Origin of the sequence: Sulfurivermis fontis, assembly GCF_004001245.1 — a bacterium.
Classification (GTDB): domain Bacteria; phylum Pseudomonadota; class Gammaproteobacteria; order Thiohalomonadales; family Thiohalomonadaceae; genus Sulfurivermis; species Sulfurivermis fontis.
This window is the reverse complement of the sequence record NZ_AP018724.1, coordinates 1,698,139-1,712,966: the sequence shown is the minus strand read 5'-3', so window position 1 is coordinate 1,712,966 and position 14,828 is coordinate 1,698,139. Positions and strand designations below refer to the sequence as shown.

13 protein-coding genes and 4 tRNA genes are annotated in these 14,828 nt (G+C 60.1%); 15 read left to right on the top strand and 2 right to left on the bottom strand.

Going from position 1 to position 14,828, the window contains the following annotated elements:
- The first annotated feature begins 13 nt into the window (after nucleotides 1-13).
- The 4 genes from EP379_RS08740 to EP379_RS08725 are packed head-to-tail and all read left to right on the top strand — an operon-like array spanning nucleotide 14 to nucleotide 2,204.
- Entirely contained in the window at nucleotides 14-673 is a 660-nt protein-coding gene (locus EP379_RS08740; protein ID WP_127477436.1) for a MotA/TolQ/ExbB proton channel family protein, read from the top strand.
- On the top strand, nucleotides 663-1,061 hold the full coding sequence (locus EP379_RS08735; protein WP_127477435.1) for an ExbD/TolR family protein: 399 nt from the start codon (nucleotides 663-665) through the stop codon (nucleotides 1,059-1,061). Before EP379_RS08740 ends, EP379_RS08735 begins: the two co-directional genes overlap by 11 nt.
- A gap of 2 nt (nucleotides 1,062-1,063) precedes the next feature.
- Nucleotides 1,064-1,696: an energy transducer TonB gene (locus EP379_RS08730; RefSeq protein WP_172600426.1), complete on the top strand. Its 633-nt coding sequence runs from the start codon at nucleotides 1,064-1,066 to the stop codon at nucleotides 1,694-1,696.
- A gap of 34 nt (nucleotides 1,697-1,730) precedes the next feature.
- Entirely contained in the window at nucleotides 1,731-2,204 is a 474-nt protein-coding gene (locus EP379_RS08725; RefSeq protein ID WP_127477433.1) for a copper chaperone PCu(A)C, read from the top strand.
- Nucleotides 2,205-2,272: 68 nt separating this feature from the next.
- Here the strand turns inward: EP379_RS08725 and EP379_RS08720 are convergent, their stop codons facing one another.
- Nucleotides 2,273-3,223, bottom strand: coding sequence for a sigma-54 interaction domain-containing protein (locus tag EP379_RS08720; RefSeq protein WP_127478878.1), 951 nt, complete (start codon nucleotides 3,221-3,223; stop codon nucleotides 2,273-2,275).
- A 230-nt stretch (nucleotides 3,224-3,453) separates the two neighbouring features.
- Here EP379_RS08720 and EP379_RS08715 point away from each other — a divergent pair.
- The 11 genes from EP379_RS08715 to EP379_RS08665 all read left to right on the top strand — a co-directional run bounded on the left by EP379_RS08715 (nucleotide 3,454) and on the right by EP379_RS08665 (nucleotide 13,701).
- Nucleotides 3,454-3,529: transfer RNA gene (locus EP379_RS08715), tRNA-Lys, on the top strand.
- Between the two features lie 102 nt (nucleotides 3,530-3,631).
- A tRNA-Leu gene (locus tag EP379_RS08710) sits at nucleotides 3,632-3,716 on the top strand.
- Between the two features lie 107 nt (nucleotides 3,717-3,823).
- Nucleotides 3,824-5,116, top strand: a complete 1,293-nt coding sequence (gene tig, locus EP379_RS08705) for a trigger factor (RefSeq protein ID WP_127477432.1) — start codon at nucleotides 3,824-3,826, stop codon at nucleotides 5,114-5,116.
- Nucleotides 5,117-5,139: 23 nt separating this feature from the next.
- Nucleotides 5,140-5,772, top strand: coding sequence for an ATP-dependent Clp endopeptidase proteolytic subunit ClpP (gene clpP / locus EP379_RS08700; RefSeq protein ID WP_127477431.1), 633 nt, complete (start codon nucleotides 5,140-5,142; stop codon nucleotides 5,770-5,772).
- A gap of 121 nt (nucleotides 5,773-5,893) precedes the next feature.
- A complete protein-coding gene (gene clpX, locus EP379_RS08695; RefSeq protein WP_127477430.1) occupies nucleotides 5,894-7,171 on the top strand; it encodes an ATP-dependent Clp protease ATP-binding subunit ClpX in 1,278 nt (425 codons plus the stop codon).
- A 168-nt stretch (nucleotides 7,172-7,339) separates the two neighbouring features.
- Nucleotides 7,340-9,766, top strand: coding sequence for an endopeptidase La (gene lon, locus EP379_RS08690; RefSeq protein ID WP_127477429.1), 2,427 nt, complete (start codon nucleotides 7,340-7,342; stop codon nucleotides 9,764-9,766).
- A gap of 189 nt (nucleotides 9,767-9,955) precedes the next feature.
- Complete coding sequence (locus EP379_RS08685; RefSeq protein WP_127477428.1) at nucleotides 9,956-10,228, top strand: HU family DNA-binding protein; 273 nt, start codon at nucleotides 9,956-9,958, stop codon at nucleotides 10,226-10,228.
- Between the two features lie 15 nt (nucleotides 10,229-10,243).
- Nucleotides 10,244-10,319, top strand: a tRNA-Val gene (locus EP379_RS08680).
- Nucleotides 10,320-10,338: 19 nt separating this feature from the next.
- Nucleotides 10,339-10,415 (top strand) — tRNA-Asp (locus EP379_RS08675).
- Nucleotides 10,416-10,500: 85 nt separating this feature from the next.
- Nucleotides 10,501-12,399 (top strand): SurA N-terminal domain-containing protein, encoded by a 1,899-nt coding sequence (locus EP379_RS08670; protein ID WP_127477427.1) that lies wholly within the window; start codon nucleotides 10,501-10,503, stop codon nucleotides 12,397-12,399.
- Between the two features lie 15 nt (nucleotides 12,400-12,414).
- Nucleotides 12,415-13,701 (top strand): dicarboxylate/amino acid:cation symporter, encoded by a 1,287-nt coding sequence (locus tag EP379_RS08665; RefSeq protein ID WP_127477426.1) that lies wholly within the window; start codon nucleotides 12,415-12,417, stop codon nucleotides 13,699-13,701.
- Between the two features lie 230 nt (nucleotides 13,702-13,931).
- On the opposite strand, the gene EP379_RS08660 is transcribed toward EP379_RS08665, so the two are convergent.
- Complete coding sequence (locus tag EP379_RS08660; protein WP_127477425.1) at nucleotides 13,932-14,720, bottom strand: enoyl-ACP reductase FabI; 789 nt, start codon at nucleotides 14,718-14,720, stop codon at nucleotides 13,932-13,934.
- Nucleotides 14,721-14,828: the final 108 nt, after the last annotated feature.

Genomic DNA, 14,828 nt, shown 5'->3' with positions numbered 1-14,828 from the left:
AACCGGAGCAGCCATGACTATTGAAGAGATTCTGGCCAAGGGCGGTGCGGTGGTATGGATACTGCTGACCTATTCCGTTGTCGCGCTGGCATTGCTCGTCGAGCGGTTTCTGAGCTTCGCCCTGCTGGGGCGTCCGCCGCGTGATTTCGAAGGGCGCCTGCTGTATGCGCTGCGCGGCAATGAAACCGCTGCGCTGCTGCAATCATTGCGTGGTCCGGAGGCGGCCATCGTCCGCGGCATGCTGGAGGCCGCCGCGGCTGGCGTGAAGGACCTCGGCCGGGTGGCCTCGCGCATCGGCTCGGAGGAGTTGCAGCGCATGGAGCGCGGCTTCCGCACCCTCGGTGTGCTGGGCAACACCGCACCGCTGCTTGGCCTGTTCGGCACCATCATCGGCATGATCAAGGCGTTCATGGTCATCGAGCAGGCCGGTGGCCGGGTGGATGCCCAGGCGCTGGCCGGCGGTATCTGGGAGGCGATGTTGACCACCGGCGTTGGGCTGGCGGTGGCGATCCCGATACTGCTGATGCTGCATGTGTTGGAGGGCATGGCGGATCGCCGCGCCCAGGCCATGCGCAGCTGCGCCTCGGTGGTGCTGGAGCAGATGCCGGGCTGCGACCTGACGGATAGCGCGGAACCGGTGCATCATCGCGAGGGCGTCGTCCATGCAGTTTGAGGGCCGCCGCCGCCTGAGCCACGTTCCCAATCTGACGCCGCTCATCGACATCGTCTTCCTGCTGCTGGTGTTCTTCATGCTTACCTCGCACTTCGTGCGCGAGGAGAACATCAAGGTTGACCTGCCGGTGGCGCAGAGCGGTGCCCCTGACGACAGTGAGTACGTACAGGTGGTGCTGGACGCGCAGGGACGCATCCTGGTGCGCGATCACTTCATCGACATCAGCGAGCTGGAGTCGCGTCTGAGCTCCGAATTGCAGCAGCAGGGGGAAAAGGTGGTACGCATCCGCGGTGATCGCGCCGCCACGCTGGGTCTGGCCGTCGGCGTGCTGGATGCCGCGCGCAAGGCTGGGGCCGAGGGCGTGGACATCGTGACCGTGGAGCAATGACCTTGCGCGAGAGTCTTATCTGGACCGTTGCCGCCGTGGTGTCGTTGGGGCTGCACCTGCTCCTGTTCTGGCCGGGAGCCTTCGCCCTGAGCGCGGATGACGGCAAGGCGCGGCAGGCCGCCGGCGTCACCCGCCTGAGCTTTCGCGTCGCCACCAAGCCGCAGCCGCCGGCTCCGGTACCCGAGGTACAGCCGCGTCCCAAGCCGCCGGAGCCGCCCAAGCAGCGGCCGCCGGAACCGCGACCGGTCAAGCAGGCACTTCCGGCGGAGACCGCGCCGGTCAGCGCGCCGGAGCCTGTGGCCGACTCCGCTCCCGCGCCGGTGGAAACCGCGGGTGACCCCCGGCAGCAGGAGCAGGCGCGGCGGCATTATCTGGGCACACTGCTGGCACATATCGAGGAACACAAGTTTTATCCGCGGGCGGCGCGGCGGCGCGGGTTGCAGGGAGTGATTCAGGTATCATTCGTGCTGCATGACGACGGCCGGATCGGCGATGTGCGGGTGGAGGACGGCCCTGATGTCCTGCGCAAGGCGGCGGAGGTGGCGGTACGCGCCGCCCTGCCGCTGCCGGCGCCGCCGCGCGACGTGGTTTGCCCCATGCGGGTGAGTTTCGGCATGGAGTTCAAGTTGAATTGACGGTTTTTACACAGCTAGCGGGAGGAGAACGGCGATGATGAGGATGGTGCGGGTACTGGGACTGCTGGCGGCGGGATTGTATACGGCCGCGGCGGCTGCATCCGGTGCGGTGGTGGAAAATCCCTGGGTGCGCGAGGCGCCGCCGATGGCGCCGGCGCTCGGTGCATTCATGGTGCTGCATAACCATGGCGCCGCACCGCTGGTGCTGGTTGGCGCGGAGAGCGCGGCGGCGGCAGAGGTGCAGTTGCACCGTACGGTGATGGACGGCGGCATGGCCCGCATGGTGCATCAGCCCAGCATCGAAATTCCGGCCCATGGCAAGCTCGAATTCAAGCCCGGCGATTACCATCTGATGCTGATGCAGCCGAAGCGTGCGCTCAAGGCTGGGGAAAAGGTGGACATTACCCTGAAGTTCAAGGACGGCAGCAGTGTGCCGGCCTCCTTCGAGGTACGCACCGGCATGGGCATGCCCATGGATGACGGCAAGATGATGCACCACCATCACTGACGGCGGTGTTCCGGAAACGACAAGGGCGGCCTCCGAGGCCGCCCTTGTCGTTTCCGGGTGTGGCGTCTTTATTCGATGGCGTATTTCTTTAGCCGGTAGAGCAGAGTGTCGCGCGTCAAGCCGAGCAGGCGGGCGGCATGGCTGCGGTTGCCACGGGTCTTGTACAGCGCCTGGCGGATCATCTGCTGTTCCAGCTCCTCGAGATTGATGCCGCTGTCAGGTAGGGTGAACAGGGTCGGTTCCTCAAGTTGCGGAAGGCGGATTTCATGGGGCAGATTTTCCAGATCGACATCACCGCCGGGCAGGAGAACGACCATGCGCTCGGCAAAATTGCGTAATTCACGGATGTTGCCCGGCCAGCGGTATTGTTCCAGCGCCTTGAGGGCGCGCGGGCGGTAGCGGGGGGCTTGCAGACCATGTTGCTCCGCAATGCGCGCCGTGAGGCGATCGAGCAACAGGCGGATATCACCGGAGCGGTTGCGCAGCGCCGGCAGTTCCAGCGGCACGACATTGAGTCGGTAGTACAGGTCCGCACGGAACAGGCCCTGCTTGACCCGTTGGTGCAGATCGTGATGGGTGGCGGCGATAACGCGTACATCGACACGCTCGATTTCCGTGTTCCCCACGGGCTGCAGTTCGCTGGACTCGAGGAAACGCAACAGTTTGGCTTGCACCGCCAGAGGCAGCTCACCGATTTCATCCAGGAACAGGGTGCCACCGTGGGCGGCACGGATGCGGCCGGCATGCTCACGTACGGCACCGGTGAATGCTCCTTTGCGGTGGCCGAAGAGTTCGGACTCGGCGAGACCTTCCGGCAGTGCAGCGCAGTTGATGGCAACAAAGGGGCCACGGGCCCGGCGGCTTTCCTGGTGAATGGCCGAGGCGAACAGTTCCTTACCGGTTCCGCTTTCCCCCAGTAGCAGTGCCGTGACATCGGTAGCGGCAACCACCTTGGCAGAGCGGACGAGGGCACAGAACTCTGGTGCTTGGCCGATCAGCAGTTGATCAAAAGCATTCATGCCAGACATGGTGCTGCTCCTGTCCCGTCGTTTGTCGTTGGTTTGCCCTGCATGCACACCCAAGAATAACGTCGAGGCTGCATGCGGTAAAGTCCCTGGGTGACATAAGGCCATGACGCGGCGCTTGGTGCCTTGACAGTGATCAAGGGCGTGCAGGCAGGGGGGATAAACTGGTTGTACTTCCCTCTTGATCGGCGGCAATGAATTTGGTTTAATTTGCGCCCTCTTCAGGGCCGTTAGCTCAGTTGGTAGAGCAGGAGACTCTTAATCTCTTGGTCGTAGGTTCGAGTCCTACACGGCCCACCAATTTTTCCTCTTCTTTAATCCCTCGCTCCTGATTTTCTCCGCGCCAGGCGCGCCTTTTGGGGCTATATCGTGCCGGTGGGAACCGTTATAATTCCCCGATTCGCGAAAGTGGCGGAATTGGTAGACGCACTGGATTTAGGTTCCAGCGGGGCAACCCGTGAGAGTTCGAGTCTCTCCTTTCGCACCAGCATACCTGGTGCAGCCGTTACCCTGCCGTATCGCACGCGCCGTGCCCTCGACCGGGTGGCCCAGTTTCATGATTACAACTATTGCTATTGAAATTAAGGAGTTGCAATGCAGGTTTCAGTTGAGACGACCGCCGGCCTCGAGCGCCGCATGACTGTTCAGGTTCCCGAGGAGCGCATTGCTACGGAGGTGGACAACCGCCTGCGCCAGCTGGCCCGCACTACCAGTATCAAGGGGTTCCGTCCCGGTAAGGTGCCGTTCAAGATGGTGCAGCAACGCTTCGGTGCCCAGGTGCGCCAGGAAGTGCTGGGCGACGTCATCCAGTCTACCTATTTCGAAGCCGTGAACCAGGAAAAGCTGCGCCCGGCCGGTTACCCTTCTTTTGAACCCAAGAGCCTGGAACAGGGCAAGGGGATCGAGTACGTGGCCACCTTCGAGGTTATGCCGGAGGTTCAGCTGGCGGCCTTTGACGGTGTCACTATTGAAAAGCCTGTTGCCCAGGTCACCGAGGCCGATGTCGACGCCATGCTGGAGACCCTGCGCAAGCAGAACGCCGGTTGGCAGGAGGTGGAGCGTGGCGCTGCCGTTGGTGACCGGCTCACCATTGACTTCCACGGCACCATCGACGGTGCCGATTTCCAGGGTAACAAGGGCGAAAACGTTCCCGTGACTCTCGGTGGCAAACGCATGATCGCCGGCTTCGAAGAGGGGCTGGTGGGGGCCAGGGCGGGCGAGGAGCGTACCCTCGACCTGCAGTTCCCGGAGAACTACGGTTATAAGGACGTCGCCGGCAAGCCGGTTCAGTTCAAGGTCAGCGTCAAAAAGGTTGAAGCACCCGAGCTGCCCGCGCTGGATGACGCCTTTGCCGCAAAGTTTGGTGTGGAGGGGGGGATTGCTGCACTGCGCAATGAGGTACGCACCAATATGGAACGCGAGCTGGAACAGCGTCTGGGCAATCTGGTGAAGCAGCAGGTGATGGATAAGTTGTTGGAAATCAATGATATAGATGTTCCTCAGGCGCTGGTACAGCAGGAGTCGCAGGCCTTGGCACAACAAATGCGTGAGAACATGCAGCTGCCGGCCGACAAGAGTGGTTCGATTTCGCCCGCCATGTTCGAAGAACAGGCGAAAAAGCGCGTGACCCTCGGCCTGCTACTTGCGGAACTGGTACAGCGCCACAATCTCAAGGTGGATGCCGATACCCTGCGCCGCAAGGTGGAACAGATGGCTGCCGCTTATGAACAGCCGGACGAGGTGGTGAAGTGGTTCTATGCCGATCAGCGACGCCTGGGTGAGGTGGAGTCCCTGGCCCTGGAAGAGCGCGTGGTCGAATGGGTGCTGGGTCAGGTGCAGGTGACGGAGAAGCCGCAGGACTTCAATGAGCTTATGAACCGTGCGTAAGCACGCCAGTTAAAGGAACGTGCATGTTTACCGATAAGGGGCCTATGGCCGGAATGCAGGAAATCCGCAACCTGGGACTGGTTCCCATGGTCATCGAGCAGACGGGTCGCGGCGAGCGCGCCTTTGATATCTATTCGCGTCTGCTCAAGGAGCGGGTGATCTTTGTGGTCGGTCCCATCGAGGACCACATGGCCAATCTGATTGTGGCTCAACTGCTGTTCCTCGAATCGGAAAACCCGGACAAGGACATCCATCTTTATATCAACTCTCCCGGCGGCTCCGTGACCGCAGGTATGGCGATCTACGACACCATGCAGTTCATCAAGCCCCATGTCAGTACCATGTGCATCGGCCAGGCGGCCAGCATGGGCGCGGTGCTGCTGGCGGCGGGCGAGCCGGGCAAGCGCTACTGCCTGCCCAATTCCCGCGTGATGATCCACCAACCGCTAGGCGGTTTTTCCGGCCAGGCCTCCGACGTGGAGATTCACGCCCGGGAACTCCTATATATACGTGAACGCCTGAACGGTATCCTGGCCCACCACACCGGCCAGCCGCTGGAGCGCATCCAGCAGGATACCGAGCGCGACAACTTCATGAGCGCCACCGTCTCCCAGGAATACGGCTTGGTGGACAAGGTGCTGGAGAAGCGCGTCTGACGTACGCGACCCCGCGCCGCATGCGGCGCAGGGATGGCAGAGACCGGGCCGGGGCGGCTTGCAAAGCGGGCCGAAACCCTGCAAGGTGTAAACAAGTAACCGAAAGACGCGAGGACAGCCCATGAGCGAAGGATCCAACAGCACGGGCGACAATGACAAGCTGCTTTACTGCTCCTTCTGCGGCAAGAGCCAGCATGAGGTGCGCAAGCTTATTGCCGGACCGTCCGTCTTCATCTGCGACGAATGTGTCGAACTGTGCAACGACATCATTCGTGAAGAGGTGCAGGAGGAGCAGACCCATCAGGGCCGCAGCAAGTTGCCTGCACCGCGCGAGATCAAGAGCATCCTCGACGAGTATGTCATCGGCCAGGAGCGCGCCAAGAAGGTGCTGTCGGTGGCGGTATACAACCACTACAAGCGCCTGGAAGCCGGCCACAAAAAGGACGATGTCGAGATCGCCAAGAGCAATATCCTGCTCATCGGCCCCACCGGCAGTGGCAAGACCCTGCTGGCGGAAACCCTGGCGCGCCTACTCAATGTGCCGTTTACCATCGCCGATGCCACCACGCTGACCGAGGCAGGTTATGTCGGTGAAGACGTGGAAAACATCATCCAGAAGTTGTTGCAGAAGTGCGACTATGACGTGGAGAAGGCGCAGACTGGCATCGTCTACATCGACGAAATCGACAAGATATCGCGCAAGTCCGACAATCCCTCCATCACCCGTGACGTATCCGGTGAGGGCGTGCAGCAGGCGTTGCTGAAGCTCATTGAGGGTACGGTGGCTTCGGTGCCACCCCAGGGCGGACGCAAGCATCCGCAGCAGGAGTTCCTGCAGGTGGATACCCGCAACATCCTGTTCATCTGCGGCGGTGCCTTCGCCGGTCTGGAAAAGGTGATCCGCAGTCGTTCCGAAAAGGGCGGCATCGGTTTCTCCGCCGAGGTGAAGAGCAAGGATGACAAGCGTAATGTTGGTGAGGTGCTCTATGATGTCGAGCCGGAGGATCTCATCAAGTACGGCCTGATCCCCGAGTTTGTCGGCCGTTTGCCGGTGGTAGCGACCCTGGAGGAGCTGGACGAAGCGGCCCTGGTGCAGATCCTCACCGAGCCGCGCAACGCGTTGACCAAGCAGTATGCGCGTCTGTTCGACATGGAAGGGGTGGAATTGGAATTCACCCCCGAGGCACTGACGGCAGTGGCGCGCAAGGCCATGGAGCGCAAAACCGGTGCCCGTGGCCTGCGCTCCATCCTCGAGGCGATCCTGCTGGATGTCATGTATGAACTGCCTTCGCTGGAGAATGTCAGCAAGGCGGTGATTGACGAAGGCGTCATCAAGGGCGAAGCGGAGCCGTTGTTGCTGTATGAAGGTGGTGAACGCCCGGCGGCGGCCAGCGAATGAGCCATATCCACGGCCGCCCCAGGGCGGCCGTGCTGTTTCTGGCCTTGCTTGAAAACCCTATGCCTAATCCGCATATCCTTTCTCAATGCATGGGGTTTGCATGCCCACACACGGCCATGGCCTGACTACCGATGAGGGTGAGTCGGCTTGGCAATGAGGTAACCGAGAATGACTGAACAGGACAAGAGTTCCGAGCTGACCGACCAGTTGCAGGTAATACCTGTGCTGCCCCTGCGCGATGTGGTGGTTTACCCCCACATGGTGATTCCATTGTTCGTCGGCCGCGAGAAATCCATTTTTGCGCTGGAAGAGGCGATAGCCGGCAACAAGCGTATCCTGCTGGTGGCGCAGAAGAGCGCCGCCCAGGATGATCCTGAGCAGGATGATGTCTATCGCATTGGGACCGTGGCCAATATCCTGCAATTGCTCAAGCTGCCCGATGGTACCGTAAAGGTGCTGGTCGAGGGCACCAAGCGGGCTAAGATAATTCATTTCCTGCCCAATGAGAAATTTTTCTCCGCTCAGATCAGTCTGCTGGAAACGCCTGCATTGGACGAGCGGGAGGCGGAGGTGTTGTCACGCTCCGTGCTCAATCAGTTCGATCAGTATGTCAAGCTGAACAAAAAAGTGCCGCCGGAGGTACTGACCTCCCTGGCCGGTATCGAAGATAGCAATCGATTGGCCGATACCATCGCCGCACACATGGCCCTCAAGATCGACGAGAAGCAGAAGATACTCGAAATCGTCGATTTGCGTGAACGTTTCGAACACATCATCGCCGCTCTGGAGTCGGAGCTCGACCTGTTGCAGGTGGAGAAGCGTATTCGCACCCGCGTCAAGCGGCAGATGGAGAAAAGCCAGCGCGAGTATTATCTGAACGAACAGATGAAGGCGATCCAGAAGGAATTGGGTGATCTTGACGAGGCACCCAACGAGATGGAGGAACTGGAGCGCAAGATTCAGAAAGCCGGTATGAGCAAAGAGGCCAAGGCCAAGGCCACTGCCGAGCTGAACAAGCTGAAGATGATGTCACCCATGTCGGCCGAGGCCACGGTGGTGCGCAACTACATCGATTGGCTGGTGAATGTGCCGTGGAAGAAGCGCAGCAAGGTGCGCAATGATCTGGCTGTTGCCGAGCAGGTGCTCGAGCAGGATCACTACGGTCTGGAAAAGGTGAAGGAGCGGATTCTGGAATACCTCGCAGTGCAGCAGCGGGTGAACAAGCTCAAGGGCCCGGTGTTGTGCCTGGTCGGTCCCCCTGGTGTAGGCAAGACCTCGCTGGGTAAGTCGATAGCCCGTGCCACCAATCGCAAGTTTGTGCGTATGTCTCTGGGCGGGGTGCGTGACGAAGCCGAGATCCGTGGTCATCGCCGCACCTATATCGGCTCCATGCCCGGCAAGATCGTGCAGAATCTCTCCAAGATCGGTACGCGCAACCCGTTGTTCCTGCTCGATGAAATCGACAAGATGGCGATGGATTTCCGCGGTGATCCGGCCTCGGCCCTGCTGGAGGTACTTGATCCGGAACAGAACAATACCTTCAACGATCACTACCTGGAGGTGGATTACGACCTGTCCGACGTGATGTTCGTGGCGACGGCCAACTCCATGAACATACCGGCACCGCTGCTCGACCGTATGGAGGTGATCCGTATTCCCGGCTACACCGAGCATGAAAAGCTGAATATTGCCCAGCGCTATCTGTTGCCCAAGCAGATCAAGGCCAATGGTCTTAAGGAGGGCGAATTGGAGATCGGCGACGATGGTTTGCGGGCGATTATCCGTTACTATACGCGCGAGGCGGGCGTGCGCAACCTGGAACGCGAGATATCCAAGATATGTCGCAAGGTGGTCAAGGATCTGTTGCTGCATCCGGAGCAAGGCAAGGCGATAGTCAGTGAAGACAATATCGAGAAATATCTCGGGGTGCGCCGTTTCCGTTTCGGACGTGCCGAGGAAACGGATCAGGTCGGGCAGGTGACCGGCCTGGCCTGGACCGAGGTGGGCGGCGAGTTGCTCAGTATCGAAACTGCCGTGGTGCCGGGCAAGGGCAAGCACACCATCACCGGCCAGTTGGGTGATGTGATGAAGGAATCGATCCAGGCGGCAATGAGTGTGGTGCGCAGTCGTTCGCGCAAGCTCGGTATCGATCCGGAGTTCTACGAAAAGAAGGACATTCACATCCATGTCCCCGAGGGCGCCATTCCCAAGGATGGCCCCAGCGCCGGTATCGGCATGTGTACTGCACTGGTGTCGGCGCTGACCGGTATTGCGGTTCGTGCCGATGTGGCCATGACTGGCGAGATCACCTTGCGCGGCGAGGTGCTTCCCATCGGTGGTCTGAAGGAAAAATTGCTGGCGGCGCAGCGCGGCGGGATCAAGACCGTGGTAATTCCGGACGAGAATCGACGCGATCTGGCCGATATACCGGATAGCATCAAGGAAAACCTCGTTATTCGTCCGGTCAAGTGGATTGATGAGGTACTGCAATTGGCGCTGGTGCGCACACCCGAACCCCTTCCTGAGCCCGTTGAGGTGGCTGATACGGCCAAGCCGGCGGAGCAGGAAGCGCAGGGGGCCATCAGGCCGCACTGATATGCCGTTCACATCCCGTTGTCCAGGCAGCGGGATGTTTTTCCTGCAAAATCAATTCGCAATCCGTAGGTCGCAAATCCTTGCTTGACAGTGTCTCAAGGCAGTTGGTATAAAACGCCCCTCGAATCGCCGGCCGCCCAGTCATGAGGCGGTGTTTTTTTTGAACAGCGAAATATAGGAGATGACCTGGTGAATAAGTCCGAGTTGATCGATGCGGTTGCTGCAGGCGCCGATATTTCCAAGGCTGCCGCCGGCCGTGCATTGGATGCCATGATCGAGGCTGTGACCAGCGCGCTGAAGAATGGCGAACAGGTGAATCTGGTTGGTTTCGGTACTTTCGTTGTGCGTGAGCGTGCTGCTCGTAGCGGCCGTAACCCGCGCACCGGCGAAACCATCAATATCAAGGCTGCAAAAAATCCTTCATTTAAGGCTGGCAAAGCCTTGAAGGATGCAGTAAACTAGCGCGCCTTTAGGATAGGGTGCTTAGCTCAGTTGGTAGAGCGTCGCCCTTACAAGGCGAGGGTCGGGGGTTCAAGTCCCTCAGCACCCACCATGCAATGCAGTTGTTTTATGGAGTGGTAGTTCAGTCGGTTAGAATACCGGCCTGTCACGCCGGGGGTCGCGGGTTCGAGTCCCGTCCACTCCGCCACTAGCAAAAGGGCGCACCGCACAGTGCGCCCTTTTCTTTTTTGTGAACAAAAATACTAATTCGTCAGCGTAGGGGCCAAACCGCCATGCTGCAATTCATCCGTGAACGCGCCCAGAGTTGGATTGCCTGGGTTATCGTAATCCTGATCATCATTCCATTCGCACTGTGGGGTATCAATCAGTATTTTGGTGGCGGCAAGGAACTGCCGGCCGCCAAGGTCAACGACACCGAAATTTCCCAGCAGCGCCTGCAGCAGGTGTACTACCAGCAGCAGCAGCGCTTGCAGGAAATGCTGGGTGCCAATTACCGTCCGGAGATGTTTCCGGAGGAACAGATGCGGCGGCAGGTGCTGGATGGGCTGATCGAACAGGAATTGCTGGTACAGACGGCTACTGACAGCGGTATGCGTATTGGCAATGCCTTGTTGGCGGCGACCATCCACAACGTCCCTGCATTCCAGGTCGACGGCCATTTCTCACAGCAGGCTTACGAGACAGCCTTGCGCAGCCGCGGTATGGAGGTCAAGTCGTTCGAGGCCGATCTGCGTCGCGACATGCTCACGCAACAACTGTATGCCGGTGTGGCACGTAGTGATTTCACAACTCCGGCCGAGCGGCTTGCCATGCAGAAATTGCAGGGGCAGCAGCGTGATATCGGTTTCATGGTGCTGCCGCTGACCGATTTCACGGCCAAGGTGCAAGTCACGGATGCCGAGGTGCAGGCCTACTACGAGGCGCAGGGTGCCTTGTTCATGCAACCGGAGCAGGTGAGTATCGCCTATCTGGAACTGTCTGCCGAGCAGATTGCACAGGGTATCAAGGTGGGAGACGATGAGTTGCGTGCACGCTACCAATCCAACCAGGCCAATTACACCGCGCCGGAAGAGCGACGCGCCCGTCATATCCTGATTCAGGTTGCCACCGATGCCGATGCCGCGACTGATGCGGCTGCGCGTGCCAGAGCAGAGAAACTGCTGGCGCAGATTCGTGCCGGCGCATCTTTTGCTGATGTTGCCCGCAAGGAGTCACAGGATCCTGTTTCCGCTGCGGAGGGAGGAGACCTCGGTTTCTTTGGCCGTGGTGTGATGGACAAGCCCTTTGAAGATGCCGTTTTTGCGCTGCAACCGGGTCAGTTGAGCGAGCCGGTGCGCAGCGCCTTTGGTTATCACCTGATCAAGCTCGAAGCGGTGCGCGGCGGTGCTACCAAGCCGTTTGCCGAGGTGCGTGAGCAACTGCTGGCGGAAATACGCAATGAACGCGCAGAGCAGCAATACTACGAACAGGCCGAACAGCTCGCCAGCCTGACCTATGAGCATCCGGATACCCTGGAAGAGGCCGCGCGGCAACTGGGGCTGACCATCAAGCAGAGCGAGCCGTTTACCCGCCGTGGTGGCCCCGGCGTGCTGGCCAATCCGCGTCTGGTGGCGGCGGCTTTCAGCGAAGACGTCTTGGCTCGCGGCAACAACAGCGAAACCATCGAGGTGGGACGCAATCATCTGGTGGTGTTGCGCGTCCTGCAGCATCAGGCCGAGGCGCGGCGTCCACTGGATAGCGTGCGCGAAGATATCGTGACGCGCCTGCGTCGTGACAAGGCTGCCGCCGCTGCAAATGAGGCCGCCGCCGCGCTGCTGCAACAACTGCAGCAGGGGACTGACCCGGTATTGGCCGCCAAGGCCGCGCGCGTCAAGTGGCAGCGCAAGGATGGCGTATCCCGTGATGATGGCAGTGTCGATGCCACTATCGTGCGACGTGCCTTTGCCATGCCGCGCCCGCAGGAGGGCAAGCCGAGCTGGGAACTGGTGGTTACCGCCGCTGGCGATATGGCGGTGCTCGGTGTTTACGCCGTGCGGGATGGTGAGGTGGTGGATGGCGAAGTCGGCGCCGCCGGTGATCTGGAACGTGCGGCCGGAGAGGCCGCCTTTGCTGCCACACTCGCCAGCATTCGCGCGTCGGCACAGATCAGCCGTCCGGCGCGGCCACAGTAATCCGGGGCTAGAGCGATGAGGCTGCTGCAGCTCAAACTGCACTGGCAGATCCTCATCGCGCTGTTGTTTGCACTGCCCGCCGGTCTGTTGTCCGGCCGTGACGGTGGACTGTTCGGTGTCACCTTCTATGCCGTGTTCGACTTTGTCGGCACGCTGTTCCTCAATGCACTGAAGATGCTGATCGTGCCATTGATCATGGCATCGATCATCAGCGGTATCGCCGGTATCGGCTCATCTTCCGCCTTGGGCCGTCTTGGCGGCCGTACCCTGCTGTATTACCTCTCTACCAGCCTGCTGGCGATACTGGTGGGGCTGGTGCTGGTCAACCTGATTGCACCTGGTATCGTCAATGGCGAGCCGGCTCAGCAGCGTCTGGGTCTGGCAGTGGACAACCATGATGTGATGGACAAGGTTTCCGGGCATGGGGCGGGCGATGTGGTGGGGGTGTTCCTGCGCATGGTACCCGTCAATATCGTCGCGGCGGCAGCCGATGGGCAGATGCTGGGGCTGATCTTCTTCAGCCTGCTGTATGGGTATTTCATGACCCGGATCGGCACCGCCTATGCCGAGGTGCAGTACAACTTCTGGCACGGTGTGTTCAAGGTGATGATGCTGATCACCGAATGGGTGATCCGTTTTGCTCCGTTCGGGGTATTTGCCCTGGTGGCGCGGGTGGTGGCCGATACCGGCTTTGCCGCCTTTGCACCGCTGGCCTGGTTTTTCCTCACGGTCTTGTCGGCACTGGCGGTACACTTCTTTGTGGTCTTGCCCTTGTTGTTGCGTCTGATCGGGCGGGTCCATCCCTGGCGGCATTACAAGGCGATGGCACCGGCCCTGCTCACCGCCTTTTCCACTGCCTCGTCGTCGGCCACACTGCCGCTGACGCTGGAGTGCGTGGAAAAGAATGCCGGGGTATCCAACCGTACCAGCAGCTTTGTGCTGCCGCTGGGGGCGACGGTCAATATGGACGGCACGGCCCTGTATGAGTGTGTGGCGGCGATGTTCATCGCCCAAGCCTATGGTCTGGAGCTTGGTTTCGCCGTGCAGTTCACCATCGTCACCTTGGCACTCCTTACCTCCATTGGTGTTGCTGGTGTTCCGGCTGCCAGTCTGGTGGCCATTGCGATCATTCTGGGTAGTATCGGCCTGCCACTGGAGGGAATTGCCATGATCCTGGCGGTCGACCGCGTCCTCGACATGTGCCGTACCGCGGTGAATGTCTATAGCGATTCCTGCGGCGCGGTGGTTATCGCGCGGTTGGAAGGGGAGGAGGGGATTCTACAGGAGAAGACGGCGGCCTGAGCCCCGTGCGAATATTTCATAAATTACGCCCGTCATCGCTGGTCTCTTACCGCACATGGGATTGACCTCAGGCGGCCGTAATCACCGATGCGCCGCTCCTTGCCCGGCGCGTCCTTGCGCCTCATCCTTATGGGCTGCAGCGACGATTGGTTCCTTGAAAATCGTTCGGAAATTCCCTTGTGTGGCCAATATACTGCGCTATCAATGCGCGAATTTATACAATCTTCGGACTATTTGCCATCCAGCACGGCCATGCCCTGGATGTGATAGCCGGCATCTACATACAGTACGTCGCCGGTGATGCCAGAGGCGAGGTCCGAACAAAGAAAGGCAGCGGCATTTCCTACCTCATCCAGCGTAACGTTGCGCCGCAGCGGTGCGTTGCGCGCACCGTAGTCGAGCATTCTGTTGAAGTCGCGGATACCCTTGGCGGCAGCCGTCTTGATCGGACCGGCGGAGATGGCGTTGACACGGATTTGCTGCGGCCCGAGGGCTGCGGCCATGTAACGAACGTTGGCCTCCAGACTGGCCTTGGCCAGGCCCATCACGTTGTAGTGCGGTACGGCACGCACCGCGCCCAGATAGCTGATGGCGAGCAGGTTGCTGCCAGCCCGCAGCATAGGGTGTGCCGCCTTGGCCAGGGCGACGAAGCTGTAGGAACTGATGTCGTGGGCGATACGGAACCCTTCACGGGTCACGTCGTCTATGTAGTTGCCTTCCAGTTGGCTGGCCGGTGCAAAGGCTACGGAGTGGATCAGTATGTCGATATGATTCCAGTAATTATCGAGATGATGAAACACCTGCGCGATATCGGCATCGCTGCCGACATCGCAGCGCAGTGCGATGTCGGAGTCCAGTTCCGCTGCCAGGGCGGTGACGCGGGCAGCCAGTTTTTCGCTTTGGTAGGTAAAGGCCAGTTCGGCACCTTCGCGCCGCATCGCCCTGGCGATGCCCCAGGCGATGGAGTGGTTGTTGGCCAGACCGACAATCAGCGCACGTTTACCCTGCAGAAATCCCATGACGAACTCCAGTTGTTCCAGAAGGGAGGCTCGTACTACCATGCGGCAGTTGTCTTACACATAACGGGTTCATCATACAACCGAACGATAACCATGGACTACCGGCAC